The following is a 24,543-nucleotide window of genomic DNA, read 5'->3' as shown; positions in this document are numbered from 1 at the left end:
GAGAAAAAATCCGTGCCGTTGTCCGGAAAATTAAAAAGCATGATCCGGGAGAAAATGCCTCCCGTAGATGCGAAGCGTCTGGCAATGCTGAATATCCCCTATGTGATTGTGTTTTATCTGGTGGATAAATTAGCGTGGCTGTACCGCCATTGTGTAGGGGATTCCATGATAGAAAAGTCGATGGCGCTGTTCTTAAATTTCCAACTGGCGTTTGAAAATCCGATTCCGAGTATTCATGGGGGTGATCTGCTGGCCGGAGTGGCCGGGGCTGTGGCTGTGAAGCTCATGGTATATCTGAAAGGCAAAAATGCGAAGAAATACCGGCAGGGAGTAGAGTACGGCTCTGCAAGGTGGGGAACGCCGAAAGACATTGCCCCGTATATAGATCCGGTCTTTGAGAATAACATCCTTTTAACGCAGACGGAACGCCTTACCATGAACAGCAGGCCGAAGCAGCCAAAGTTTGCCAGAAATAAAAATGTAATCATTATCGGAGGAAGTGGAAGCGGCAAGACACGGTTCTATGTGAAGCCGCAGCTCATGCAGATGACGCCGAATGTCAGCTATTGTGTCACTGATCCGAACGTGTTACTCTCCCAAGGACAGAGAATATTCCAGCCTTAAGAAAGCGAGGTACAGACTATGAGGACACAGGAAAAAGCAGGAAAAATCACCGCATTATACGAGCGTTTAAGCCGGGATGACGAACTCCAAGGGGAAAGCAACAGCATTACGAACCAGAAACAGCTACTTGAAAATTATGCTACCAAAAACGGATATTCCCATATCCGGCATTTTACCGATGACGGAGTGAGCGGCACCACATTTGAGCGTGAGGGATTCAAAGCCATGATTGAAAAGGTTGAAGCTGGGAAAGTCGGGGTAGTCATAGTCAAGGATATGAGCCGCTTCGGTCGGGATTACCTGAAAGTGGGATTTTACACAGAGGTCATGTTCAAAGAAAAAGGAGTGCGTTTTATCGCAATCAATAATGGCATAGACAGTGAAAACCAGCAGGACAGCGATTTCACACCCTTTTTAAATATCATGAACGAGTGGTATGCAAGGGACGCAAGCCGCAAGATACAGGCAGTGTTTAAAGCACGTATGCAGGAGGGGAAACGTGTTTCCCCAAGCGTTCCCTACGGATATTTGCGTGACCCAGACGACAAGCAGAAGCTAATCATTGATGAAGAGCCTGCCGCAGTTGTGCGCCGGATTTACCAGATGGTGATTGAAGGTAAAGGCGTTACCCTTATTGCGAATACGCTACGTGATGAAAAAGTCCTGATACCGGCGGCATATGCCAAAATCCACTGCCCGGAAAATGACCACAGCAAAGGCTTTACAAGCCCATATTTATGGTCTCCTACCGTTGTTGCGTCTATCCTTGCAAAACAGGAATATATGGGGCATACAGTGTTAGGCAAGACAATCAGCGTCAGCTATAAAACAAAGAAACGCAGGAAAGCGACCCCGGATGAATTGATGGTTTTTAAAAATACCCATCCTGCCATAGTGGACGAGGAAACATGGAATCTGGCGCAGAAATTGAGGAAGACCGTCAGGAAGCCAAGTTATGACAGGCCACCCCACCCATTAACAGGGCTTGTCTATTGCGCTGATTGCGGGCATAAAATGACGCACAGGCAGCCAAGCCCGACAAAAGCGGTAAAGTATGATGCAGACAATTCTTATACCTGTGGCAGCTACCGGCAGCGTACTCGTGACTGTACTGCCCATTATATCAAGACTTCCGTTTTGTGGGAACTGATTTTGACGGCAATCCGGGAAGTAAGCGACTATGTGCGGCAGGACGAGCAGGCATTTGCCGATAAAGTGCGGAGTGCCACAGCTACCCATATGGCGGAAAGCCAGAAGGAGCAGAAAAAGCGGCTTCTGGAATCGGAGGGACGCATTGAGGAATTGAATGTCCTAATCAAGAAATTATATGAGGGCAATGCCACAGGGAAAATACCAGACAAGCATTTTGAACGGCTTCTGGATGAATACGACAGGGAGCAGACAGTGTTGGAAACGGAGATTGAAGAACTAAAGGCACAGGTTGCTGATTTTGATGAAGATAACATGAAAGCTGATAAATTTATAGCTGTTGTGCGGAAATATACAGATTTTAAGGAATTAACCACACCTATGCTGAATGAGTTCATTGAAAAAGTGGTTGTCCACGAAGCCACAGGCGGCAGGAAGAACAGGCGGCAGAAGGTAGACGTATATTTTAACTTTGTCGGGCAGGTAAAGATACCGGAGCCGGACAGGGACAGTACCGAGGAAGGAGCGTGTAATGAAACGGGAGCATATAGAAAAGATTAAAGGCTATTATGACAGCCGGGGAGAGTATAAAAAGAATAGCCAGTATTCCTGCGAACAGGGCATTGTATATACAAAAGCTGGTGACAATGCCCACTGGCTTGTTATAGAGCAGAAAGGGGAAATTGGAGCAGAAGTGCGCCAGACGGACGATACAGGCAGGATAACCGCAAGAGATACCTATGGGAGCGTCAGGAACACAGTGAAATGCACTGGCATTAGCAGGCAGAAAGAAAGCGGTAAAGGAATGGTGAGATTTAGTCCAGATGAAATCAATCTAATCTATCAGTTTGGCGGAGAGGGCAAACGGGACACCGTAGATACACTAAAATCTATTGAGCCTAGAATCGCTGATGAACTTACAAAGAGGATTGTCGGCAGAACAATACAAAAACTATCCTTATTATCAGAAAATAGCAGTTCAGAACTGATTTCCAGTACAAAGAACCGCAAACTTGCGGAACGTGACAGTTCTATAAGAAATCGTTTAGCAAAAGCCGGAGAGCACGTAAGAAAGTCAAAAATTGACAGAGATAAAAACAGAAAAAATAATATAGCGTTATAAGAGACGAGGATAACAGGGAAAGGCATTCTGCAGGAATGTCTTTTCTCTTATACAAGAATAGCTGTTATCCTGATTGAATAGAGACAGGGTTAAGTTAAGATTTTTCGGGTGGATAGAACACCAGTAAATCTTGTATACTACAATCCAGTACAGTACATAGCTTACATAAAACAAATACATCCAGTCTGGAAATGTTATTGGTGCAATAATTATCAATCTGTTTCCAATTCATTTCTGCTTTATGTGACAGCTTATTTTTACTTAACCCCCGTTCTTTTAGCAGTTCATTCAATCTAATCTCTAAGCGTCCATAGTTTTCGTCCACGTTTTCACCTCATAAAGATTAAATAGTTCCTTTGAAACAAGTTTATTCTACATTTGTGATAGAGTGTTTATAACCCTAAATAAGTAGTAGAATACAAGTATAAGAAACATAAGTTCTAAAAAGAGGACGTTTAATAAACCAATTAGCCTTTCTCCGATGGGATGAAAACCAATAAATCTTGAATATCGCATTCAAGTACAGTGCAAAGTTTACAGAGGACAAAAGTATCTAATCGACTGATATTGTTAGTACAATAATTATTCACTTGATTCCAGTTCATCGCCGCTTTTAAGGATAGTTTGTATCTGTTTAAACCCTTCTCCTCCATGAGTTCAGCCAGCCGAATCTCTAAGCGACCGTAATCTTCATCCACCATTGTAATCTCCTGCCGGTTTGTGTAGAAACATTTTGCTTGCATTTTTATTGTATACTTATTATAGTAATTTTATAATCTACAAGAAGTATTATAATACTAATATTACAAACTAATGTTCTTAGAAGGGGAAGGAAAATGGAATTGAGAAAAAAAGGTAAGTATACAATTTATTGGTTTAAGTGGATTAAGAAATATCTGGGATGGCGGCAGTTAATCTGTACACACAATGACGGACATATGAATATAGGAATAATGAAACGGGTAGGTCTATCAAGTTTACTATCATGTGTCCTGTTATCTGGATGTACAAAAGAGCCTGTTGAAATGGATGTTCTATCATCCCATAATACGACCTCCGCTAACTGGTACGAACTCAGCATTAATGTCATTGCGGATAAAGAGGCTATATTAGACAGGGAGGCCTGCTCCAGTGAGATTATACAGCATGTCCTTGACAATGATTTCCATAGCGTACGCTTTTCATATGATTTAAGTGGATATCCAAATGAGGTCACTGTAGATGTATTTACTTCTGAAAAAGATTTCAAAAAAGGGGAAATTTCCTATTCCTTTGAGTATGTTACAGACTTCAATACGGAAGATGTTGACACTCAAAATAATATCAAAGACAATCCCGATGAATTTGAAATCCAATATAAATAATCGGAATAGGATGAAAATGTTCATACATCAGTCATCAGATGAACAGCTATGAAGTAATATTTATACTTCTTAAAAAAATGTTAAAAATTCTGGAATAACAAAATAATGCAGAAAAGAAAAGCAATCGAGAAAACAATGATTGCTTTTTTATTTTTCAAAAAGGAGATTTTATATGGCAGATATTAGTGAAAAAATTGCTAAAGCAGAGGAAGAAATAAGGCAGTTGCAGAATAAAAGACGGAAACTTCTCAACCAGCAGAAAAGCGAAGAAAGGAAAGCAAGAACGCATCGTCTTATTGAACGTGGAGCGATATTGGAGAGCCTTCTGGAACAGCCGGAACAATACGGAAACGAACAAATAAAAGGCTTGCTGGAGGTCGCGCTTCGGTCTATGCAGGCGCAGGAATATTTGCGGAAAATCATAAGGGACAAAGGGGAGAATTAAATCTCCCTTGTTTGACAAGGGCGCACTTATACACCTTGACAGGTGTGTGCGCTCTGCCGAGGGCTTATGCCAGCCTTTCGGCAGGCACAGGGGAGCTACACTCCCCTACGGGCGGTGCCCTACCCCTTGTGTACTTTGCAGACAGGCACACTCCAAAGAACGGAGCGCACCTGTCCGCAAAGTTTGGACGAGCCACCCGGAAGGAGGTTGACAGCGTGGCAATTTACCATTGCAGTATAAAGATAATCAGCCGGGGGAAAGGGAAGTCAGCGGTTGCGGCTTCTGCTTACAGAAGCGGTGAAACCCTCACCAATGATTATGACGGAATTACCCATGACTTCACAAGGAAAAGGGGGATTGTCCATACAGAAATCCTCCTGCCATCCCATGCCCCGCCGGATTTTTCAGACCGTTCCGTTTTATGGAACAGCGTGGAGAAAACCGAGAAAGCGAGGAACTCACAGCTTGCAAGGGAAGTTGAGATTGCACTCCCGGTAGAACTGGATAGGGAACAGCAGATACAGCTTGTAAGGGATTATGTGACGGAGAATTTTGTGTCGGCTGGCATGTGCGCCGATATTGCCATCCATGATAAGGAGGATGGAAACCCACACGCACATATCATGCTTACCATGCGTCCGCTTGCAGAATCCGGCGAGTGGGGAGCAAAATCCCGGAAAGAATATATCTTAGATAAAGACGGCCAGCGTGTGAAGCTGAAAAATGGGACATTCAAAACCCGTAAAATCAACACAGTAGACTGGAATGACAAGGAAAAAGCAGAGGTTTGGAGAAAAGCGTGGGCAGACGTCACGAACCGTTACCTTGCGGAGCAGAACTGCCCGGAACGCATTGACCACCGTTCCTATGAACGGCAGGGGATTGATAAGATACCGACTGTACATATGGGAGTTGCGGCTACCCAGATGGAGCGGAGGGGCGTTATAACAGACAAGGGGGAGCGGAACAATGAGATACGGAAACAGAACCACCTGTTGTTAGAGGTACGCAGGCAGATTGCCCGTCTTACGTTATGGATAAGGCAGATGGCAGTTCAGGAAGTGGAGAAACCATCTATCAATCATATCCAATCCAATCAAAATCAATCCCTCACTTTGTTGGATTACTTAAACAAAGCCATGCAGGAGGGCAACACCCAACAGAGCGGCTATGGGAGAGCCAGAGATTTAAAAGCATATGCCAAGGCAGTCAGCTTCCTGCAAGGGAGAGAGATTACAACGCTTGCACAATTCCAAGATACTGTATCGGGGATAAAGAAGCGTTACCGGGATACCAATAAGCGCATCAAGCAGACAGAAAAGCAGATACACGAGCGGAAAGAACTGGTAGACCAGTCCGAGAAGTACCTCAAATACCGCCCTGTTTACAAGGAGTACAAGCAGACAAAGCCGAGAAAGAAGGAACGCTTTTACGACGAGCATACCGCTGAATTGATACTATATCAGACCGCAGAACGTTATCTGAAAGAGCATTTAGGCACGAATAATATACTGGATTTGAAAGGATGGAAAGCGGAAATAAAAACCCTTGCTTCAGAAAAGAGATGCCTGTACAGCGAAGTCCATAGCCTACAGGATGAAGTGCAGGAAGCGGAAACAATTAGGAAATGCGTGGAACAGACCGTACAGACCGAACAAACCAAAACAAAAATAAAGCGGAAAAATATGGAATTGTAATAGAGGTGGATGAGTGATACAATAGATATGAAAATATATGGATAACTTGAGTTTATTGGGGAAGGATTGAGCTTATGAAAGATATTTTTGAAATAATAATCAGCGGTATCACAGAATTTCTGTTTTGGGAAAGGACAGAAGAATATATTCAATCAGATAAAGAAAGAAAGCGTAAATCATTCGTACCGGCATTATGTTTTTGGTGTGCCGTAGCCATTAGTTTTGGATTAATAATTGTCGGTGTTTATGAAATTATAAGAATGGATATAATCTTGGGGATAAGTTTATTGGTAGCGGCAGGTAGTAGTATATTTTATTTATGGTATAGAATTGATAGTGTAAAAAATAAATCAAAAGATGTGGCAGGAAAATAATTCTGCCATGTAACTTTTAGGATGAGAAAAAATTAAATAATAGTCACCTATACAAAACAGGGGCGGTAAAACTATTAAATCACGTGGTTTTATCGCCCTTTTTATTTTTTAAAGAAAGGGGAATGTATGACGGAAACTATACAAGCAAGAGATGAAAAAATGATGGTTAGAGAACCACAGACAATTAAGCGAAAAATCGGCAGGACTATTTATGAAGTTTCGTTACATTTCAGCAAGACCAGTAGTGAAAGTATGAGTGATAAAGTCATGCGGTTACTGGAAAATGACCTGTCAGGAATGAATTTTTGAGGGGATTTGATCTATGTCCTTGACATATCGTCCGAAAAGGCACAATCCTGGTCGAATGTGGGGAGATGCTGAGGCGTGGCACACCGAAAATGAAAGACGGGAAAGCGGTACGGGATAAGAATGGAAAAGTTGTTTATGAACCGTATAAGATCAAGGTTTTAAATACCATCAATTTCAACAAAAGTATGCATTACAATCCGTTCCGGTATATCCGCTCGGAGAAAGATATTTTGAAGCTGGTGAACACTATTATTGCAAATACGAAAGGGGAAGGAGAAAAATCTTCCGAAGATTTCTGGACGAAAGCAGAGCGGCTTTTGTACTGTGCATTGATTGGCTATATCTATTATGAAGCGCCAGAGGAAGAACAGAACTTCTCTACGTTACTGGAGTTTATCAATGCTTCGGAGACGAGGGAGGACGATGAAGAATTTAAAAATGCTGTGGACGAACTGTTTGAGGAACTGGAACAGGAGAAGCCGGAACACTTTGCGGTACGGCAATATAAGAAATTCAAACTTGCGGCGGGCAAAACCTCAAAAAGCATACTTATTTCGTGCGGAGCCAGATTAGCGCCATTTGACATTGCGGAACTGCGGGAGCTGACTTCTTATGATGAAATGGAACTGGATATGATTGGGGATCAGCGCACGGCAATGTTTATTATCATCTCCGACACGGACGATACCTTCAATTTCCTTGTGGCAATCATGTATACCCAGCTATTCAATTTATTGTGTGACAGGGCGGACGATGTGCATGGCGGCAGGCTTCCTTACCATGTAAGGCTGTTGTTGGATGAGTTCAGCAATATCGGGCAGATCCCAAAGTTTGACAAGCTGATCGCAACGATAAGGAGCAGGGAAATATCAGCGTCTATTATTTTACAGTCGCAGAGCCAGTTGAAAACCATCTATAAAGATGCAGCCGAGACAATTTTAGGTAATTGCGACACCATGTTATTCCTTGGGGGCAAGGAAGGCTCCACGTTAAAGGAGATTTCTGAAAATTTAGGGAAGGAGACGATAGATCTTTACAACACGTCAGATACCCGTGGGCAGAGCCGTTCTTATGGATTAAATTATCAAAAAACAGGAAAAGAATTGATGAGCAGAGATGAGCTTGCCGTTATGGACGGGAATAAGTGCATCCTACAGCTGCGTGGGGTTCGCCCGTTCCTGAGTGACAAGTTCGATATTACCAGGCATAAGCGGTACAAGCAGTTATCGGATTATGACAAGAAGAATGCCTTTGATGTGGAGGCGTATATGAAACACCAGTTAAAAATCAGGATGAAGGAGGAATTTGATCTATATGAAGTAGACGGAAGTGAGGAAACTGCAGAGGGAACAACGGAGCCAGCAGACGGGGATCGGCAGGGGGCATAGACAGGGAAGCTATTCTTTTTGCTGTATGTCAGGCTTGAACTTTGCGACACGATGTCGCAAGGTAGATTTTGAAGCATACAAAAAAGTTTACGACACGGTGTCGTAAAGTGGATTTTGTAAGGCGCAGGTATGAAGCATATCCAGAAGAGAAAGTTTGCGACATCGTGTCGCAAAGTCAGAAAGGGGAGATAATGGTTTTTACTATTAAGGCAGTAGGTCAGGAATATATCCTGCAGCCAATCCGGGCAGAGCCTATGATTGGGGAAAACAGCCCATTGCACAAAGAAAATAATACAACAATAAAAAAGAAAGGATAAACCAAATTGGAAAGGGCGAACCGTCAGGAGATACTGGCGGTTTTTTTGTTTGTGCAAAACGGTAAAATCCGTGAAATTCTGATTTTGGTTTCAGGTATAATATGGCATTTTTTACATCAGCAATCGGAATCTTAAAAACATTGGTCGTGGCGATCGGAGCCGGGCTTGCAGTGTGGGGCGTGATTAACCTCCTGGAAGGTTATGGTAATGATAACCCTGGCGCGAATGCTCATGTACGGTAAAGAAGCAAGCAACCGAAAACAAGAGATAGACCGCCAGCACCACACTATTCCGAACCAAAGAAACCAAAGACCAAAAGAAAAGCATTATGGAAATGTGCATAACAGGCTATGGAATCATGGATAACTCTATTCACAGCACATGGAAAAGCTAAAGTGCAGCTTTCCCACGTCCTGCAAACAGAGTTACCCACAATTCCATGAGATAGCCAGTTATACACATTACCAGCAATGCCGACTACTACGGAATCCCTATCATTCATACATTTTCAAAATAACGATTATGTGTGATTACGAATAACTACTTGATTTTCATAGAAAATAGTGTTATTTTATATGTGACCAAATTTTGTGATTTCGGTCACATATAAAGGAGGGATATATATGTCGCCAGTTTTTCCATTGAAGCAAAGACAACAAATACATACTGAATTACTCAAAACTGGAATTCAACTGATATGTGAAAAAGGTGTACGGAAATTGACTATTGATGAAGTGACGCAACGTGTGCAAATAGGCAAAGGAACTTTTTATCATTTTTTTACTTCAAAAGAGCTGTTTGTGTATGAAGCAATTATGTTTAGCAAAGAAGCTGTTTTAAAAAAAATAAATGAAGCAGTAGAGAAATATGGAGCATTAGACCGCCAAGCAGTTGATGAGCTTCTTTCTCATTTTTCTTTGTTAGGGCAAAACAACATTATAAGTTCCTTGTCAATGGAAGATGAAATATGGCTTTCAAAAAAACTTCCACCAGAGTACATTTTAGACCCACCTAAAGAAGAAAAAATTGTGGATTTACTTTTTCAAAATATGAAGGATATTCGGAGCGACATTCATTCCCATGTCGTAGCCAATATGATAAAAATAATGGCAATAACAGTAGAGAACCGCAATTTTCTACACGAAGATGTGATAGCTGAAAACATGAATATTTTGAAAGATTCATTTTTAGATTATTTATTTGGGAGAGAATGAGTATAGCGAAACACTAATTATAGAATATACTATGATTTTGATTTTCACATAATGTCACAAATAAATAGTTAAAAATGACTACTTAGAATGCCGATGAATTTCCAAATGGCAGAATGTAACTGTAAACTATGCTACACCCATTGTGGGAGAAAGGGGGAATTATTTATGACTTATACAGAAGCATACAAAGAACATATCGTGTATACTTTTCACAGCTTTTGCAAAGTCGTCATACGTCATGCAGCAATCACAGCATGGCGTGACCAGCACAGACGGCGGCAAAAAGAAATATCCCTTGAATACCTCACGGAAGAAAAGTTTTACCCTTTAGGAACAACAGATGAATATTTTGAAGCACCCTATGAAGAACACCCAATTACAATCTGCGGTCAGACAGTTGTCCTCACTAATGGGGAACTTGCCGCCGCTCTGTTATCCTTGCCGGAGAAGAAACGGGAAATCATTTTCCTTTACTTCTTCGGGCATTACACACAGTGGGAAATCGGAGAAATGTACGGACGTTGCCGGAGTACGACCGGGTATCAAATCCGCAGGACGTTAAAACTCTTGCATAAAGAAATGGAGGTGTTTTCGCATGGGGAATCCTAACCTTTTGCCATATGAAACGATTGTTCGGGCGACCAACGGAGAACCGGAAGCCGTGGACGAGGTTTTACAGCATTACAGTAAACGCATCCGAATTGCCGCCATTGAAAACGGACATATCAACAGGGATACCGAGGACAGCATAAAACAGCGGCTTGTCGCTGCCCTGTTCAAGTTCCGCTTTGATGAAAAGAAAGAATGAGAAATTGCTTTTATTTTTGAAAAAATTGCAGTTTAAGTATGTGTGAGGTAAACGAAATGATTTTATTTATTCAGTGTGTGGTGTGCTGTTTGCTTTTTACATTAGCAATTCTACCAACACAATATAAAGACCCTATCAATATGATTATGTCTTATCCGCCTAAGATTAGACAAAGAGTGGAAGAATTACCACAATACAAAGAAACAATTAAGCAAAGAGAAAAAATTCATATAGGCAAAAAAATATTGGGGTTGATATTTTTTGTGATTATTTTATCCAGCGTTGCCTATTTGTCCGGATGTAGGAGTTTTAACACAACCTTTACTCATGTATTTGTATTATTTTTCGTTGTAAATATCTATGATTTGATTGTTTTAGATTGGGGGGTTTTCTGTCATAGTAAGAAGTTGAGAATATCTGGCACAGAAGATATGGAAAAAGAATATAAAGATTATATGTTCCATGTGAGAGGTGCTTGTATTGGAATTGTTTTGGGGTTAATAGTAGCCTTGTTGTCGGGATGTATAATACACTTTTGCTTTGTAGTATAAAATTCAAGTTTGGAGGGAGAAAAGAATGGAATTTAAGCTGATTTCCATAGCAAGCATAATTGCTTTTTATGGATGTTATTTTTTGAAAATGTTTCATCAAAAAAGGCAAGGAATACAAACAGACCAAATTGGAAAGGATAAAATCGGTTTTGTAAAATTTGTGGAAATCACAATGAAGATTGCAGCCATTCTTGTCTTTATAGCGGGACTTGTCAGTATTTTCCTTGAAACGGGGAATAGTCTTACTGCTATTCGGATTATAGGTGCAATAACAAGTGTTGGAGGGACGGTTATATTTATTGTTGCATTATGGACTATGCGGGACAGTTGGCGGGCGGGAGTATCCAAAACCGATAAAACGGAACTTATAACAAACGGTATTTACCATATCAGCCGTAATCCCGCCTTTCTGGGATTTGACCTTTTGTACATTGGAACACTATTGATGTTTTTTAACTGGATTTTGTGCTTCTTAACTGTATTTGCGGTCATTATGTACCACTTGCAGATTGTCAATGTCGAGGAAAATTTTTTACTTGTTGCATTTGGAAATGAATATTTGCAATATAAGAAAAAAGTTTGCCGATATATTGGCAGAAGAAAATAAATTTCAGTTTGTAGAATTGTAGCCAGCTAAAAACCGAATAACCGCCGCTACACAGAAACGGCACACCAAGACAGGAAATCAAGAAAAGGTTTCCTGTTTTTTTGCGCCTATTTTTGGCATTTTAAAAAATCGCCAGTATTATGCCGTGCAAAGGGGGATAGGAAGAAATTCTCTCTCCCGTTTAGCAAATCCGCAGGCTGTCCATGGAGGGCGGGCGAAAAGAAATTTTCACAGATTCCCGCCTATTCCGGTTTGTGCGGTTTTGTAAGGAATAGAGGGAAATTTCCGCAAATCACCGTCATTTTTGCCTTTTGCGGTGTTGTAGGTAGTAGGGGGAGAAATGCCACCGTTACTTTGGCAAAATCCCCACTTGCGGCACTAAAGGTATTGACGGAAGCTCACACAGAGGAAACCGCTACTTTTTAAGAGCAAGATTCTACCACAGTACCAAATTTCGCCTACCGGCTCATTTTGTCCTATGGGAATCTTGTTGGGGTTGCCACCCCAAGCCCGCCTTTTGCGGCTTGCGCCGCTTGAAAAAATCCACCCACGAAAGGAGGTTCACAGCCATGAAAAGATACAACACGCCCCACCGAAGCCGGGTAATCAAGACACGCTTGACCGAGGAAGAATACGCCGAGTTTTCCGAGCGTGTCACCCTCTGCAAAATGAGCCAAGCCGAATTTATCCGACAAGCCCTCATTAAGTCAAGCATACGCCCGGTCATTACTGTTTCCCCGGTCAATGATGAGTTACTCTCTGCCGTTGGGAAACTTACAGCCGAGTACGGGAAAATCGGCGGCAACTTGAACCAGATTGCCCGCTGTCTGAACGAGTACGGCGCACCCTATAACGCTCTCTCAAAAGAGGTACGAGCCGCCACAGCGGAGCTTGCCGCCTTGAAGTTTGAAGTCTTGCAGAAAGTAGGTGAAGCCGTTGGCAACGTTCAAACATATCAGCTCTAAAAATGCCGACTATGGTGCGGCTGAACAGTACCTAACCTTTGAGCATGACGAGTTTACCATGAAGCCCACACTGGACGGAAACGGGCGGCTTGTTCTCCGTGACGATTACCGAATTTCCTCTCTGAATTGCGGTGAGGAAGATTTTGCAATCGCCTGTATGCGCTCCAATCTCAAATACGGCAAAAACCAGAAACGGGAGGACGTAAAGAGCCACCACTATATCATCAGCTTTGACCCCCGTGACGCACCAGACAACGGCTTGACCGTAGACCGGGTGCAGGAGTTAGGCGAGCAGTTCTGTAAAGAGCATTTCCCCGGACACCAAGCCCTTGTATGCACCCACCCGGACGGGCATAACCACAGCGGCAACATTCATGTGCATATCGTAATCAATTCCCTACGGATTGCGGAAGTGCCGCTGCTTCCCTACATGGAAAGACCAGCCGACACAAGGGAGGGCTGCAAGCACCGCTGTACGGACGCAGCTATGGAATATTTCAAAGCGGAAGTCATGGAGATGTGCCACCGGGAAAACCTCTATCAGATTGACTTGCTGAACGGGAGCAAGAATCGCATTACCGAGCGTGAGTATTGGGCGAAGCGGAAAGGACAAGCCGCACTGGATAAAGAGAACGCTTCCCAAGCCGCCGCAGGAGAGCCGACCAAGCAGACTAAGTTTGAAACCGACAAGGAGAAGCTACGGCAGACCATACGGAAAGCCCTTGCCGCCGCTGCCACCTTTGACGACTTTTCCTCTCTGCTGCTCCGGGAGGGTGTGACCGTCAAGGAGAGCCGGGGAAGATTGTCATATCTCACGCCGGACAGGACGAAGCCCATCACCGCCCGGAAACTGGGTGATGATTTTGACCGAGCCGCCATACTGGAAACACTCACCATAAACGCACAGAACGCCGCCAGAGCCGCCGAAACGCCCACACCCAAACAGGAATACCCCCGGAGCATAAAAGACCGCTTACAGCGTAACAAAGCCGCCATAAACGCCCCGAAACAAGACGGCGTACAGCGCATGGTAGACATAGCCGCCAAGAAAGCCGAGGGCAAGGGGAAAGGCTACGAGAAATGGGCGACCCTGCACAATCTGAAGCAAATGGCGGCGACCATGAGCATTTACGAGGAATCCGGCTTTTCTTCCCCGGAAGAACTGGAAGCCGCCCTTGCCGCCGCCAGTGCCGGACTGCATGAAGTAACCGGGAAACTGAAAACCGTGGAAAGCACCTTGCGGGAGAAAAAGGACTTGCAGAAACAGCTATTGGCGTATATCAAGACCAAGCCAGCCCGTGACGGACTGCGGGCGCAGAAAACCGAGAAAGCCCGGAGAGCCTACCGGGAGCAGCACGAAAGCGATTTTATCATAGCCGAATCTGCCGCCTGGTATTTCAAGGCACAGGGCATTACCAAACTGCCATCTTCCAAGACCTTACAAGCGGAGATTGAGCAGCTTACCAAAGCGAAAAACGCCCTTTACAACGAGTACCGGGAGAAGAAAGAGAACGTCCGGGAATTGCAGACCGTGAAAAGTAATCTTGACAAAATCTTGCACCGTGAGCCGGAACGGGGAAAGGGGCGGGAAAATGAACGGTAAACGCCCCTACATGGACTACCCACAGTACAGAGCCGCCCGCCGCCTTGTGCATGAGTGCTGTAACTATGATAACGGCAACTGTATTGTGCTGGATAACGGCGAGCCTTGCGTATGCGTCCAGAGTATCAGCTATTCCCTTTTATGCCGCTGGTTCATTACCGCCGTTCTGCCGCTGGACGGGAAACTGGAAGCCGCCCTACTCCACCGGGCAGACAGGAAACGCTGTACCGAGTGCGGCGGGTATTTTCTCCCCAAGTCAAACCGGGGGAAATACTGCCCGGAGTGCGCCGGACGCATGAAAAGAATCCGAGCCGCACAGCGCAAGCGGAAACAGAGGGATAAATGTCACGCTTTAGGATATTCCAGACCCCCGTAAATCAAGGCTTTTTTGACCGCCCTCAAAGGGTAGCTGATACATTTATCCTTTACCCCCGAAAACAGCGTTTTAACTGCGTAACAGGAAGCCACAGACAGGAGGTGAGAACCATAACCAATTACATCACAGCCGACACCATATTGCCCCGTTTTCTGCCCTATCCCTATTTTCTGCTGAAAATGGACTTGTCGCATACCGCAAGGCTGCTCTATGGGCTGCTTCTTGACCGTTCCACCCTCTCACAGAAGAACGGCTGGCAGGACAGCGAGGGCAGGACGTATATTGTCTATCCCGTTTCGGAGATAACGGAAACGCTGGATAAAGGCAGCACCGCCATAAAAAGCGCACTGAACGAGCTGGACGCTGCCGGGCTTCTGGTGAGGGAACGCCGGGGCTTCTCCGCACCGAACCGCCTTTATGTGAAAATACCGCAAGTGCCAGTGGTACAGTTTTCCGACCATATGACAGCCATACAGCCGGAAAACCGACCCTCTGATAGCCGGAAAAGCGACCCTCATAAGGACGGAAAACCGACCTTTGCGTTGGACGGAAAACCGACCCCTAACCAACTTACTATAAACCAACTAAAAGAGAACCAACGAAAAGGAGTGAGTGGGGAGCAGCCCGCACCCTTTGGCAGATATAAAAACCTTTTCCTCTCCGAATCCGAGTATGCGGAGCTGAAAGGGGAATACCCGGACAGGCTGGAACGGTTCATTGAGGAATTGAGCGAGTTCATAGCCGCCTACGGGAAAGTGTACGCCAACCATGCCGCCGCTGTCCGTATGTGGGCAAGACGTGACAGGAAAGGCACAGGAAAGAAAGGAATCCCCGATTATTCCTACAAAGAGGGCGAGAGCCTTTGACCGCATAGACACAACGCCCCGTAAACAGGGCGTAAAAGACCATGAACAAGGAGGAACGATTTTATGTGTGATTACAATAACGCCATTTTCCGGCTTGCCACGGCACAGGAAGCAGAGCCGGAGGACTACACCGGGGAGGACGGGCTTTTATACTGCGGGAGCTGCCGCCAGCCCAAAGAAGCCTACTTCCCGGAGGGCAAAACCTTTTTCGGGCGTGACCGCCACCCGAAAGAATGTGACTGCCAGCGGAAACGCCGGGAAATGCTGGAAGCCAGCCATAGGGAATACAAGCACCGGGAGGAAGTGGAACGGCTGAAACGGACAGGCTTCACCGACCCGGCTATGCGGGAATGGACGTTTGAAAACGACAACGGGAAATGCCCCCAAATGCACAAAGCCCATGCTTATGTAGAGTGTTGGGAGGAAATGAAAGCCGGGAATATCGGCTATCTGTTATGGGGCATGGTAGGCACAGGCAAAAGCTATTTCGCCGGGTGTATCGCCAACGCCCTCATGGAGAAAGAGGTTTCCGTGTGCATGACAAACTTTGCCCTTATCCTCAATGACCTTGCCGCCAGCTACAAGGACAGGAACGAATACATAGCCCGCCTTTGCAGCTTCCCTCTGCTTATCCTTGACGATTTCGGCATGGAGCGTGGCACGGAATACGGGCTTGAACAGGTTTACAACGTGGTTGACAGCCGATACCGCAGCGGCAAGCCGCTGATTGTCACAACAAATTTGACACTGGAAGAATTGCAGAACCCAGAGGACACCGCCCACGCCCGGATATATGACCGCCTTACGGAAATGTGTACCCCCGTCCGCATTACCGGGGAGAATTTCAGAAAAGCCAAAGCACGGGAGAAAATGGAACACCTTAAAAAGCTGCTGAACGGAAAGGAGATTTGCCTATGACCGACACGCCCAAGAGAAGCACCGCCACCACCGCCCGCCGCCCGGATTGCGTGACAGAAGTACGCCGGGGGAACACCGTCCTTGTGGTTTCCGGCTACTTCAAACAAGGCACTACCGCCACCGCCGCCGACAAGATGATGAAAGTGCTGGAAGCCGAAAGCGCAGCCGGACACAAGCCGCCTTTTACCGCCTAAGTTGTGGCATGGAAAAGCGGTCATGCCGTGGAGCGTGACCGCTGGAATAGTAATAAATGACACCATGTTTATTTCTTGCTTGATTGCCGTATTTCATTTGCCAGCAGCACGATACCATACAAACCGCAAATCAGTAGAATTATATCTTCATAGGCATTGAAGATGACTGATTTTATTCCGGTCAATCCCCATATGGTCAGTAAAGCGAGGAGCAGCTTGTTTTTTCTTTTATAGCCAGCATAAACCGTCATGCTTATGCTGATTACGGGGCAAGGCATGATGTATGTTACCATTTGCGGGAAAGAATTACCTAAAAGAATGGAAACAAAAGGGTACGCTAAATAAAGCACCAGTAGAAACATCTGAAATGCGGTAGGTGTTTTGAGTATATCGTCCTTGTTATGCAGACTTTCGTATAGGAACAGAACACCGCAAGTGATATACAACGGAAATGCAAAAAATTTCTGAATAGGCTCTGTTCCATACCAAGCGAAAAATCCAATGCCTATAAAGAGGTTAATAATCCCAAGCGAGAATTTTGCCGCCCACTTTATTTTTTTTGTATAGGACAAAGCAACCGCTATGAGTAAAAAAACGAGTAATGCAATTTGGATTATCCATGTTTGTCTGTTGTAATTGCCGATAACATCCCAAAAAACTTGTGCGTCCATGTGTTGCCCCCGTAGATTTAGTTTGTCACTTTGTAACGAACTAAAGTATAGCATAAAAATTTGATATTTTCTATAATAAGCCACTTGCTATAAACCGTAACAAAAAACCGTGATATTTTTCGACATAAAGAAGCAAAAAGGACTGTACAGACAGCCCCGCCCTATGGTATACTAAGCCTACGGAATAGTGGGACTGGCTGTCGGAAACGGAGGACATTATGTTAAGACAGACCACCCAACAACTCATTACCGCCCTTTATCCGAGATTGTCGCACGAGGACGAGCTTTCCGGGGAATCCAATTCCATAAGCAACCAGAAGCGGATTCTGGAAGCCTACGCAAAACAGAACGGCTTTTCCAACCTCAAATGGTACACGGACGACGGATTCTCCGGGGCAAATTTCCAAAGACCCGGCTTCCAGTCCATGCTTGCCGACATTGAAGCGGGGCTTGTGGGAACGGTTATCGTAAAGGATATGTCACGGTTAGGGCGAAATTACTTACAAGTGGGAATGTACACGGAAATGATTTTCCCACAGAAAAACGTCCGCTTCATTGCCATCAATGACGGCGTTGACAGCGCACAGGGCGAGAATGACTTTGCGCCTTTGCGAAATATTTTTAACGAATGGCTGGTGAGGGATACGAGCAAGAAAATCCGGGCGGTAAAACGCTCAAAAGGCATGAGTGGGAAGCCTGTCACAAGCAAGCCCGTGTATGGCTACCTCATGGACGAGGACGAAAATTTCATCATTGACGAAGAAGCCGCCCCCGTGGTGAAGCAGATTTACAGCCTTTGCCTTGCCGGGAACGGTCCGACCAAGATAGCCCGTATGCTCACGGAGCAGGAAATCCCCACGCCGGGAACGCTGGAATACCGCCGGACAGGGAGAACCCGCCGCTACCACCCCGGCTATGAGTGCAAGTGGGCGGCGAACACCGTGGTACATATCCTTGAAAACCGGGAATACACGGGCTGCCTTGTGAACTTCAAGACCACCACACAATCCTACAAGTGCAGCAAGATTATCTACAACAGCGAGGACAAACAGGCAATCTTTGAGAACCACCACGAGCAGATAATCGACAAGGACACATGGGAGCGTGTGCAGGAGCTACGCAAGCAGCGCAAACGCCCTAACCGCTATGATGAAGTGGGCTTGTTCTCCGGCATACTCTTTTGTGCCGACTGCGGCAGCGTCATGTACCAGCAACGCTATCAGACGGACAAGCGGCGGCAGGACTGCTATATCTGCGGCAGCTACAAGAAGCGCACAGCAGACTGTACGGCGCATTTTATCCGCACCGACCTTTTAACCGCCGGAGTGACCGAGAATTTACGGAAAGTCACCAGCTACGCCGCCAGGCACGAAGCCCGGTTTATGAAGCTGTTGACCGACCAGACCGAGGACGGGAGCAAACGCCGCAACGCCGCCAAGAAGAAAGAGCTGGAAGCGGCAGAAAAACGGATTGCGGAACTCTCCGCTATCTTCAAGCGGCTGTATGAGGACAGCGTGACCGGGCGCATATCGGACGAGCGTTTCACGGAGCTTTCGGCAGACTATGAAGCCGAGCAAAAGGAACTGAAAGAGAAAGCCGCCGCCTTGCAGAGCGAGCTTTCCAAGACGCTGGAAGCCACGGCAAACGCTGAAAAGTTTATGAAAGTGGTACGCAAGTACACCAGCTTTGAGGAACTCACCCCTACCCTGTTGCGGGAGTTTGTGGAGAAAATCGTAATCCATGAATCGGAAGCACTGGACGGGAAACGGCGGGGGAAGCTCCGCAGACAGGAAATCGAAATCTATTACTCTTTTGTCGGCAAGGTAGAATTGCCCGACTAAAGCCCGACCCGTCCGGCAGTCAGCCGGACAGGGAACGGCAAAATTTTTTACACTTCTTTTACTTCTTTATCTCACATGAGCAAAATCGCAAGGAATCAAGCAACTTATGGCCGGAGGTGGGGTTGTCCTCATTGGTACACAGTTGATCCCTCTTCTTGGAAATCTGTTCAGCTAATAAAGGAAAGGGGATTCATTCATGTTCGATGGCATTTTTGAGGCAATCGAGGAGTGGATGAGGGAGCTTTTGACCGGGATGGTAACGTCCAACCTGACGGAAATGTTTTCGGATGTCAATGAGAAAACCGGGGAGATTGCCGCACAGGTTGGACAGACGCCGCAGGGATGGAACGGGAGTATTTTCAGCCTGATACAGAATCTTTCAAATTCGGTGATCGTGCCGATTGCAGGCATGATTATCACGTTTGTCCTCTGCTATGAGCTGATCTCCATGCTGACGGAGAAAAACAGTATGCATGAAATAGATACATGGATGTTTTTCAAGTATTTTTTCAAGATGTGGGTGGCTGTGTATCTGGTCAGCAATACCTTTACCATAGCGATGGCGGTCTTTGACGTGGGGCAGCATGTGGTGAGCGCCGCAGGCGGCGCCATCAACGCACAGACTGCCATCAACATAGATACCATGATAGAGGCAATGGAAACGGCGATGGAATCTATGGAGATCGGGGAGCTTGTAGTGCTGGCCCTGGAAACCATGCTGGTCAGCCTGTGCATGAAGATTATGTCCGTGCTTATCACGGTGCTTCTGTATGGGCGTATGATAGAGATCTACCTTTACACTTCGGTTGCGCCAATCCCTTTTGCCACCTTCTCCAACCGGGAATGGGGGCAGGTGGGGAACAACTATTTCCGTGGGCTTCTGGCGCTTGGGTTCCAGGGGTTCTTTATGATGGTGTGCGTCGGCATTTATGCGGTGCTGGTGTCAACCATTCAGATTTCAGACAACATGCACTCGGCGCTGTTCGGGGTGGCGGCATATACCGTAATCCTCTGTTTCAGCCTGATGAAAACAAGCGGGTTAAGCAAGGCAGTGTTCAATGCGCATTAGACAGCAGGAAGGAGGATTTTTTGAAGATTGGACTGATAGACGTGGATTCCCATAACTGGCCGAACCTGTGTCTGATGAAGTTATCGGCTTACCATAAGGCGCAGGGAGATTCTGTGGAATGGTGGGAGCCGGGAGGCTGGTATGGCATGGTTTATAAAAGCAGGGTATTTACAGACACGTATTCCAAAGATACATTTATGGTCGAAAATGCTGAGGAAGTAATCAGTGGCGGCACAGGCTATGGATTGAAAGAAAACTTGCCGGATGACGTTGAACATAGTTATCCGGATTACAGTTTATATCCGCAGTTTCCCGATACGGCGTATGGCTTTTTAAGCCGTGGATGCCCCCGGAACTGCGGATTTTGTATTGTCAGCGGCAAGGAAGGGAGAAGGAGCGTACAGGTCGCTGATCTTTCTGAATTTTGGGATGGGCAGAAAGAGATAAAACTGATGGATGCGAACCTCCTGGCCTGCCCGGAACATGAAAAGCTGATACAGCAGCTTGCAGAAAGCCGTGCCTGGGTGGATTTCTCCCAGGGGCTGGACATCCGCCTGATAAACCCGGACAATGTTTCCCTGCTGAATCAAGTACGCACAAAGATGGTGCATTTTGCATGGGATAACCCGGACGAGGATCTGACAGGATATTTCCAGAGATTTTTGGAACTGACGGCAGTGAAGGATAAACGGAAGCGGCAGGTCTACGTGCTTACGAATTATGGGAGCAGCCATGAGCAGGATTTATACCGTGTGGAAACCTTGCGTGATATGGGATTTTCGCCATATGTGATGGTTTATGACCGTCCAAGTGCGCCGAAAATTACCCGTCAGCTTCAGCGCTGGGTGAACAACAAGCGGATATTTTATACAGTAAAGGATTTTGCGGATTATGCCGCAGGCAGGAAGGAGGCTGTTTAGATGGCATTTGTCAGTGTGCCGAAAGATTTGACGAAGATTAAGAATAAGGTGGTCTTAAACCTTACAAAGAGGCAGCTTGTCTGCCTTGTGGCTGCGGCGGCTGTAGGGCTGCCTTTTTATTTCCTCACGAAAAATTATATTGGGACAAGTAATGCGGCAACGGGAATGGTGCTTCTGATGCTCCCGGCTTTTTTGTTCGCCATGTATGAGAAAGACGGGATGCCGCTTGAGAAAGTTCTCTTCAATATCATCAATGTGAAATTGAAAAAGCCGGCAGTCCGCCGATATGAGATAAAAAATATCTATGAGATGGAGGAAAGAAAGACCGTGCCGAAACAGAAGAAAGGGGGAGGAAAGCATGGGAAGAAAAAGAGCAAATAGACAGCCAGGAAGGGTGACGGGCAAGGAGGGTGCGATCCACCTGGATGACTGGCTGGATGGGCCGGAGGATGATTATATAGATTTTGAGGACAATCCCGCTTATTCCGGGACGGGCGGCAGCATGGGAATAAACAGGAAGCTCACCCGCCGTGAGAAAAAAGCAATGGAAAAGGCTGCAAAGGAGGCAGAGAAGTTAAGGAAGATCCAGGAGGAAGCAGACCGGAAAGCAAAATTGAAAGCTGCCCGTGAAGCAGAAAAAGCGGCAAAGAGGGAGGCAGCAAGGCAGAAAGCGGAGAAAAAGAAAGGTGTTTCAAAGAAAAAAGCACATTCGGCATCGGCAGTACAAAAATATGGTACAAGAAATGCCGCAGTACACAAAGGCCGGGATACAGCAAAAGAGAAAAAAACAAAGGAGAAACAGGTTTCCGCACAGCAGTCCATTCCCTACCGGGAGATGGCAAAGGACGGGATCTGCCGGGTGCAGGATAAATATTATTCCAAGACCATCCGGTTCTATGATATTAATTATCAGTTGGCACAGAATGAGGATAAAAATGCCATTTTTGAAAATTGGTGCGATTTCCTTAATTATTTTGACAATACCATACATTTCCAGTTATCTTTTGTGAACCATCACAGCAACATGAAGGAGTTTGAATCCATTATCCAGATCAAGCCGCAGAATGATGATTTTGACGATGTGCGGATGGAGTATGCACAGATGCTGAAAAACCAACTTGCGAAAGGTAATAATGGGCTTGTGCGTACCAAATACATCACATTCGGGATTGAAGCTGACAACATCCGGGAGGCAAAGCCGAAGCTGGAACGGATTGAAGCGGATATCCTGAACAACTTTAAGGTGCTTGGCGTATCTGCTTATCCCTTAAATGGAGAGGAACGCCTGCAGGTGCTGTATGAAACCTTTAACCCGGATGAAAAGACACCGTTTAAGTTTTCTTATGATAGTGTGCTGCGTACCGGGATGGGGACGAAGGATTTCATTGCGCCCACCAGTTTCGTATTTAAGAATGGGAAGGACTTCCAGATGGGGGATACCCTTGGGGCGGCATCCTACTTACAGATACTTGCCCCGGAGCTGACGGACAAGATGCTTGCGGAGTTCCTGGATATGGACAGGAACCTGATGGTGAATCTGCATATCCAGTCCTTAGACCAGATGAAGGCAATCAAGCTGGTGAAAAGCAAGGTGACGGACATTAACCGGATGAAAATCGAGGAGCAGAAGAAGGCAGTACGATCAGGGTACGATATGGACATCATCCCCTCTGACCTTAATACCTACGGAGGGGAAGCGAAGCGGCTGTTGGAAGATCTGCAGTCCAGGAATGAGCGGATGTTCCTTGTAACGGTGCTGTTCTTAAACACGGCAAAGACAAAACAGGATCTGGACAACGCCGTATTCCAGACGGCGGGTATTGCACAGAAATACAATTGCTCATTACGCCGATTAGATTATATGCAGGAGCAGGGGTTGATGAGCAGCGTCCCATTGGGATTGAATCTAATCCCTATCAAACGTGCGCTTACTACCACATCCACGGCAATTTTTGTCCCGTTCACCACGCAGGAATTATTTATGGCGGGGGAATCGTTGTATTACGGCTTAAATGCGCTGAGCAACAACATGATCATGGTAGACCGGAAGAAACTGAAAAACCCGAATGGATTGATACTTGGTACGCCCGGATCTGGAAAATCTTTTTCAGCGAAGCGGGAGATTACCAATGCTTTTTTTGCCACACAGGATGACATCATTATTGGAGATCCAGAGGGCGAGTATTATCCACTTGTCCATGCGTTAGGCGGGCAGGTGATCCATATTTCAGCCACAAGCCGGGACTATATTAATCCGATGGACATCAATATGGACTATTCGGATGATGATAACCCACTAGGCGTAAAGAGTGATTTTATCTTATCCTTGTGTGAGCTGATCATGGGGGCAAGGAACGGTATAGAAGCGGAGGAAAAATCGGTGATTGACCGCTGTCTGCCAATCGTGTACCAGAAATATTTTGAACATCCCGTGCCGGAGAATATGCCGGTACTTGGGGATTTATACCAGTGTCTCCGGGAACAGAAGGAAGTGCAGGCACAGCGGATTGCAACAGCGCTTGAAATCTATGTGAATGGTTCCCTGAAAGTATTCAACCATAGGACAAACGTTGAATTGGAGAACCGGATCATCTGCTTTGACATTAAGGATTTGGGAAAACAGTTGAAAAAACTTGGGATGCTCATTGTCCAGGATCAGGTGTGGAACCGTGTCACTGTCAACCGGGCTGCACGGAAATCTACCAGATACTATATTGACGAGTTCCATCTGCTCTTAAAAGAGGAGCAGACAGCGGCTTATTCGGTGGAGATCTGGAAGCGTTTCCGTAAATGGGGCGGCATCCCGACAGGCATTACGCAGAACATAAAAGACCTGCTGTCAAGCCGGGAAATCGAGAACATTTTTGAAAACTCGGACTTCATCTATATGCTGAACCAGGCGGCAGGTGACAGGCAGATATTGGCGAAGCAGCTCAACATTTCTCCGCATCAGTTATCTTATGTGACAAACAGCGGGGAAGGCGAGGGATTGATTTTCTATGGAAGTACCATTATCCCTTTTAAAGATAAGTTTGACCGTTCGTTGCGCCTCTATGCTCTGATGACAACGAAACCTTCTGAGATGGAGAAAAGCCGGGAAACAACAGGGGTTGTTTGATAAATAAGTTTTATAATTTAAAAATTCATAGT

Annotated in this window: 28 protein-coding genes and 3 pseudogenes; 28 read left to right on the top strand and 3 right to left on the bottom strand. The window is 45.7% G+C overall.

Going from position 1 to position 24,543, the window contains the following annotated elements; all coding sequences use genetic code 11:
* Positions 1–39: 39 nt before the first annotated feature.
* The 3 genes and pseudogenes from VSQ62_RS27570 to VSQ62_RS27560 all read left to right on the top strand — a co-directional run.
* Positions 40–582: pseudogene (locus VSQ62_RS27570) on the top strand (VirD4-like conjugal transfer protein, CD1115 family); the annotation flags it as partial.
* Between the two features lie 60 nt (positions 583–642).
* Entirely contained in the window at positions 643–2,334 is a 1,692-nt protein-coding gene (locus VSQ62_RS27565; RefSeq protein ID WP_334638191.1) for a recombinase family protein, read from the top strand.
* Positions 2,306–2,896, top strand: coding sequence for a transposon-transfer assisting family protein (locus VSQ62_RS27560; RefSeq protein WP_334638190.1), 591 nt, complete (start codon positions 2,306–2,308; stop codon positions 2,894–2,896). Before VSQ62_RS27565 ends, VSQ62_RS27560 begins: the two co-directional genes overlap by 29 nt.
* A 94-nt stretch (positions 2,897–2,990) precedes the next feature.
* On the opposite strand, the gene VSQ62_RS27555 is transcribed toward VSQ62_RS27560, so the two are convergent.
* The gene (locus VSQ62_RS27555) at positions 2,991–3,221 is read right to left on the bottom strand and encodes a helix-turn-helix domain-containing protein (protein ID WP_334638189.1); all 231 of its coding nucleotides are present in this window, start codon (positions 3,219–3,221) and stop codon (positions 2,991–2,993) included.
* Between the two features lie 142 nt (positions 3,222–3,363).
* Positions 3,364–3,597, bottom strand: a complete 234-nt coding sequence (locus VSQ62_RS27550; RefSeq protein ID WP_334638188.1) for a helix-turn-helix domain-containing protein — start codon at positions 3,595–3,597, stop codon at positions 3,364–3,366.
* 135 nt (positions 3,598–3,732) lie between these two features.
* Between VSQ62_RS27550 and VSQ62_RS27545 the strand changes: the two genes are divergently transcribed.
* The 19 genes and pseudogenes from VSQ62_RS27545 (at position 3,733) to VSQ62_RS27455 (ending at position 16,892) form a co-directional block, all read left to right on the top strand.
* On the top strand, positions 3,733–4,260 hold the full coding sequence (locus VSQ62_RS27545; RefSeq protein ID WP_334638187.1) for a hypothetical protein: 528 nt from the start codon (positions 3,733–3,735) through the stop codon (positions 4,258–4,260).
* A 172-nt stretch (positions 4,261–4,432) separates the two neighbouring features.
* Positions 4,433–4,705, top strand: a complete 273-nt coding sequence (locus tag VSQ62_RS27540; protein WP_334638186.1) for a DUF3847 domain-containing protein — start codon at positions 4,433–4,435, stop codon at positions 4,703–4,705.
* Between the two features lie 215 nt (positions 4,706–4,920).
* Positions 4,921–6,402: a MobQ family relaxase gene (mobQ, locus tag VSQ62_RS27535; RefSeq protein ID WP_334638185.1), complete on the top strand. Its 1,482-nt coding sequence runs from the start codon at positions 4,921–4,923 to the stop codon at positions 6,400–6,402.
* A 74-nt stretch (positions 6,403–6,476) separates the two neighbouring features.
* Positions 6,477–6,776 (top strand): hypothetical protein, encoded by a 300-nt coding sequence (locus VSQ62_RS27530; RefSeq protein ID WP_334638184.1) that lies wholly within the window; start codon positions 6,477–6,479, stop codon positions 6,774–6,776.
* A gap of 126 nt (positions 6,777–6,902) precedes the next feature.
* A complete protein-coding gene (locus VSQ62_RS27525; RefSeq protein WP_334638183.1) occupies positions 6,903–7,085 on the top strand; it encodes a transposon-encoded TnpW family protein in 183 nt (60 codons plus the stop codon).
* Positions 7,086–7,120: 35 nt separating this feature from the next.
* A pseudogene (locus VSQ62_RS27520) lies at positions 7,121–8,473 on the top strand (VirD4-like conjugal transfer protein, CD1115 family); the annotation flags it as partial.
* 107 nt (positions 8,474–8,580) lie between these two features.
* A complete protein-coding gene (locus VSQ62_RS27515; protein WP_334638182.1) occupies positions 8,581–8,790 on the top strand; it encodes a hypothetical protein in 210 nt (69 codons plus the stop codon).
* A 101-nt stretch (positions 8,791–8,891) separates the two neighbouring features.
* Complete coding sequence (locus VSQ62_RS27510) at positions 8,892–9,032, top strand: Maff2 family mobile element protein (RefSeq protein ID WP_482571255.1); 141 nt, start codon at positions 8,892–8,894, stop codon at positions 9,030–9,032.
* Between the two features lie 381 nt (positions 9,033–9,413).
* Complete coding sequence (locus VSQ62_RS27505; protein WP_120469369.1) at positions 9,414–10,004, top strand: TetR/AcrR family transcriptional regulator; 591 nt, start codon at positions 9,414–9,416, stop codon at positions 10,002–10,004.
* 165 nt (positions 10,005–10,169) lie between these two features.
* Positions 10,170–10,613, top strand: coding sequence for an RNA polymerase sigma factor (locus VSQ62_RS27500; protein ID WP_334638181.1), 444 nt, complete (start codon positions 10,170–10,172; stop codon positions 10,611–10,613).
* Positions 10,600–10,812 carry a helix-turn-helix domain-containing protein gene (locus VSQ62_RS27495; protein ID WP_120469367.1) on the top strand — a complete coding sequence of 71 codons (213 nt, stop codon included), beginning with the start codon at positions 10,600–10,602 and terminating at the stop codon, positions 10,810–10,812. Before VSQ62_RS27500 ends, VSQ62_RS27495 begins: the two co-directional genes overlap by 14 nt.
* A gap of 56 nt (positions 10,813–10,868) precedes the next feature.
* Positions 10,869–11,363 carry a hypothetical protein gene (locus VSQ62_RS27490; RefSeq protein ID WP_334638180.1) on the top strand — a complete coding sequence of 165 codons (495 nt, stop codon included), beginning with the start codon at positions 10,869–10,871 and terminating at the stop codon, positions 11,361–11,363.
* Positions 11,364–11,388: 25 nt separating this feature from the next.
* Entirely contained in the window at positions 11,389–11,970 is a 582-nt protein-coding gene (locus VSQ62_RS27485) for a methyltransferase family protein (RefSeq protein ID WP_334638179.1), read from the top strand.
* A gap of 569 nt (positions 11,971–12,539) precedes the next feature.
* Positions 12,540–12,935 (top strand): plasmid mobilization protein, encoded by a 396-nt coding sequence (locus VSQ62_RS27480; RefSeq protein ID WP_334638178.1) that lies wholly within the window; start codon positions 12,540–12,542, stop codon positions 12,933–12,935.
* Positions 12,907–14,538, top strand: coding sequence for a relaxase/mobilization nuclease domain-containing protein (locus VSQ62_RS27475; protein WP_334638177.1), 1,632 nt, complete (start codon positions 12,907–12,909; stop codon positions 14,536–14,538). The genes VSQ62_RS27480 and VSQ62_RS27475 overlap by 29 nt, the downstream gene beginning before the upstream one ends.
* On the top strand, positions 14,528–14,914 hold the full coding sequence (locus VSQ62_RS27470) for a cysteine-rich VLP domain-containing protein (RefSeq protein WP_016220906.1): 387 nt from the start codon (positions 14,528–14,530) through the stop codon (positions 14,912–14,914). The genes VSQ62_RS27475 and VSQ62_RS27470 overlap by 11 nt, the downstream gene beginning before the upstream one ends.
* Positions 14,915–15,036: 122 nt before the next feature.
* On the top strand, positions 15,037–15,780 hold the full coding sequence (locus tag VSQ62_RS27465) for a replication initiator protein A (RefSeq protein WP_502957877.1): 744 nt from the start codon (positions 15,037–15,039) through the stop codon (positions 15,778–15,780).
* Positions 15,781–15,843: 63 nt separating this feature from the next.
* Positions 15,844–16,698 carry an ATP-binding protein gene (locus tag VSQ62_RS27460; protein ID WP_132224119.1) on the top strand — a complete coding sequence of 285 codons (855 nt, stop codon included), beginning with the start codon at positions 15,844–15,846 and terminating at the stop codon, positions 16,696–16,698.
* Positions 16,695–16,892, top strand: a complete 198-nt coding sequence (locus VSQ62_RS27455) for a transposon-encoded TnpW family protein (protein WP_334638175.1) — start codon at positions 16,695–16,697, stop codon at positions 16,890–16,892. The genes VSQ62_RS27460 and VSQ62_RS27455 overlap by 4 nt, the downstream gene beginning before the upstream one ends.
* A gap of 68 nt (positions 16,893–16,960) precedes the next feature.
* Here the strand turns inward: VSQ62_RS27455 and VSQ62_RS27450 are convergent, their stop codons facing one another.
* Complete coding sequence (locus VSQ62_RS27450; RefSeq protein ID WP_172552194.1) at positions 16,961–17,563, bottom strand: DUF6064 family protein; 603 nt, start codon at positions 17,561–17,563, stop codon at positions 16,961–16,963.
* Between the two features lie 218 nt (positions 17,564–17,781).
* Between VSQ62_RS27450 and VSQ62_RS27445 the strand changes: the two genes are divergently transcribed.
* The 6 genes and pseudogenes from VSQ62_RS27445 (at position 17,782) to VSQ62_RS27420 (ending at position 24,511) form a co-directional block, all read left to right on the top strand.
* The gene (locus VSQ62_RS27445) at positions 17,782–19,404 is read left to right on the top strand and encodes a recombinase family protein (protein ID WP_334638174.1); all 1,623 of its coding nucleotides are present in this window, start codon (positions 17,782–17,784) and stop codon (positions 19,402–19,404) included.
* 79 nt (positions 19,405–19,483) lie between these two features.
* Positions 19,484–19,579, top strand: a pseudogene (locus VSQ62_RS27440) (Maff2 family mobile element protein); the annotation flags it as partial.
* 21 nt (positions 19,580–19,600) lie between these two features.
* On the top strand, positions 19,601–20,473 hold the full coding sequence (locus tag VSQ62_RS27435) for a VirB6/TrbL-like conjugal transfer protein, CD1112 family (protein ID WP_004083199.1): 873 nt from the start codon (positions 19,601–19,603) through the stop codon (positions 20,471–20,473).
* A 20-nt stretch (positions 20,474–20,493) separates the two neighbouring features.
* Positions 20,494–21,393: a radical SAM protein gene (locus VSQ62_RS27430; RefSeq protein ID WP_168354821.1), complete on the top strand. Its 900-nt coding sequence runs from the start codon at positions 20,494–20,496 to the stop codon at positions 21,391–21,393.
* A complete protein-coding gene (locus VSQ62_RS27425; RefSeq protein WP_135976558.1) occupies positions 21,394–21,774 on the top strand; it encodes a PrgI family protein in 381 nt (126 codons plus the stop codon).
* Positions 21,752–24,511 carry a VirB4-like conjugal transfer ATPase, CD1110 family gene (locus VSQ62_RS27420; RefSeq protein ID WP_334638173.1) on the top strand — a complete coding sequence of 920 codons (2,760 nt, stop codon included), beginning with the start codon at positions 21,752–21,754 and terminating at the stop codon, positions 24,509–24,511. Before VSQ62_RS27425 ends, VSQ62_RS27420 begins: the two co-directional genes overlap by 23 nt.
* Positions 24,512–24,543: the final 32 nt, after the last annotated feature.

The organism is Sporofaciens sp. JLR.KK001 (assembly GCF_036941055.1).
GTDB lineage: Bacteria > Bacillota > Clostridia > Lachnospirales > Lachnospiraceae > Sporofaciens.
The sequence above is the reverse complement of the archived record's forward strand: the minus strand, read 5'-3'. Positions and strand labels throughout refer to the sequence as shown.

What these genes read in the sequence shown, in the direction of transcription:
- VSQ62_RS27445 (WP_334638174.1), top strand. Translation starts at nt 17,782, where the DNA reads ATGTTAAGACAGACCACCCAACAACTCATTACCGCCCTTTATCCGAGA.
- VSQ62_RS27460 (WP_132224119.1), top strand. Translation starts at nt 15,844, where the DNA reads ATGTGTGATTACAATAACGCCATTTTCCGGCTTGCCACGGCACAGGAA.
- VSQ62_RS27565 (WP_334638191.1), top strand. Translation starts at nt 643, where the DNA reads ATGAGGACACAGGAAAAAGCAGGAAAAATCACCGCATTATACGAGCGT.
- VSQ62_RS27495 (WP_120469367.1), top strand. Translation starts at nt 10,600, where the DNA reads ATGGGGAATCCTAACCTTTTGCCATATGAAACGATTGTTCGGGCGACC.
- VSQ62_RS27545 (WP_334638187.1), top strand. Translation starts at nt 3,733, where the DNA reads ATGGAATTGAGAAAAAAAGGTAAGTATACAATTTATTGGTTTAAGTGG.
- VSQ62_RS27490 (WP_334638180.1), top strand. Translation starts at nt 10,869, where the DNA reads ATGATTTTATTTATTCAGTGTGTGGTGTGCTGTTTGCTTTTTACATTA.
- VSQ62_RS27530 (WP_334638184.1), top strand. Translation starts at nt 6,477, where the DNA reads ATGAAAGATATTTTTGAAATAATAATCAGCGGTATCACAGAATTTCTG.
- VSQ62_RS27550 (WP_334638188.1), bottom strand. Translation starts at nt 3,597, where the DNA reads ATGGTGGATGAAGATTACGGTCGCTTAGAGATTCGGCTGGCTGAACTC.
- VSQ62_RS27540 (WP_334638186.1), top strand. Translation starts at nt 4,433, where the DNA reads ATGGCAGATATTAGTGAAAAAATTGCTAAAGCAGAGGAAGAAATAAGG.
- VSQ62_RS27470 (WP_016220906.1), top strand. Translation starts at nt 14,528, where the DNA reads ATGAACGGTAAACGCCCCTACATGGACTACCCACAGTACAGAGCCGCC.
- VSQ62_RS27485 (WP_334638179.1), top strand. Translation starts at nt 11,389, where the DNA reads ATGGAATTTAAGCTGATTTCCATAGCAAGCATAATTGCTTTTTATGGA.
- VSQ62_RS27525 (WP_334638183.1), top strand. Translation starts at nt 6,903, where the DNA reads ATGACGGAAACTATACAAGCAAGAGATGAAAAAATGATGGTTAGAGAA.
- VSQ62_RS27505 (WP_120469369.1), top strand. Translation starts at nt 9,414, where the DNA reads ATGTCGCCAGTTTTTCCATTGAAGCAAAGACAACAAATACATACTGAA.
- VSQ62_RS27500 (WP_334638181.1), top strand. Translation starts at nt 10,170, where the DNA reads ATGACTTATACAGAAGCATACAAAGAACATATCGTGTATACTTTTCAC.
- VSQ62_RS27560 (WP_334638190.1), top strand. Translation starts at nt 2,306, where the DNA reads ATGAAACGGGAGCATATAGAAAAGATTAAAGGCTATTATGACAGCCGG.
- VSQ62_RS27425 (WP_135976558.1), top strand. Translation starts at nt 21,394, where the DNA reads ATGGCATTTGTCAGTGTGCCGAAAGATTTGACGAAGATTAAGAATAAG.
- VSQ62_RS27480 (WP_334638178.1), top strand. Translation starts at nt 12,540, where the DNA reads ATGAAAAGATACAACACGCCCCACCGAAGCCGGGTAATCAAGACACGC.
- VSQ62_RS27435 (WP_004083199.1), top strand. Translation starts at nt 19,601, where the DNA reads ATGTTCGATGGCATTTTTGAGGCAATCGAGGAGTGGATGAGGGAGCTT.
- VSQ62_RS27420 (WP_334638173.1), top strand. Translation starts at nt 21,752, where the DNA reads ATGGGAAGAAAAAGAGCAAATAGACAGCCAGGAAGGGTGACGGGCAAG.
- VSQ62_RS27455 (WP_334638175.1), top strand. Translation starts at nt 16,695, where the DNA reads ATGACCGACACGCCCAAGAGAAGCACCGCCACCACCGCCCGCCGCCCG.
- VSQ62_RS27510 (WP_482571255.1), top strand. Translation starts at nt 8,892, where the DNA reads ATGGCATTTTTTACATCAGCAATCGGAATCTTAAAAACATTGGTCGTG.
- VSQ62_RS27450 (WP_172552194.1), bottom strand. Translation starts at nt 17,563, where the DNA reads ATGGACGCACAAGTTTTTTGGGATGTTATCGGCAATTACAACAGACAA.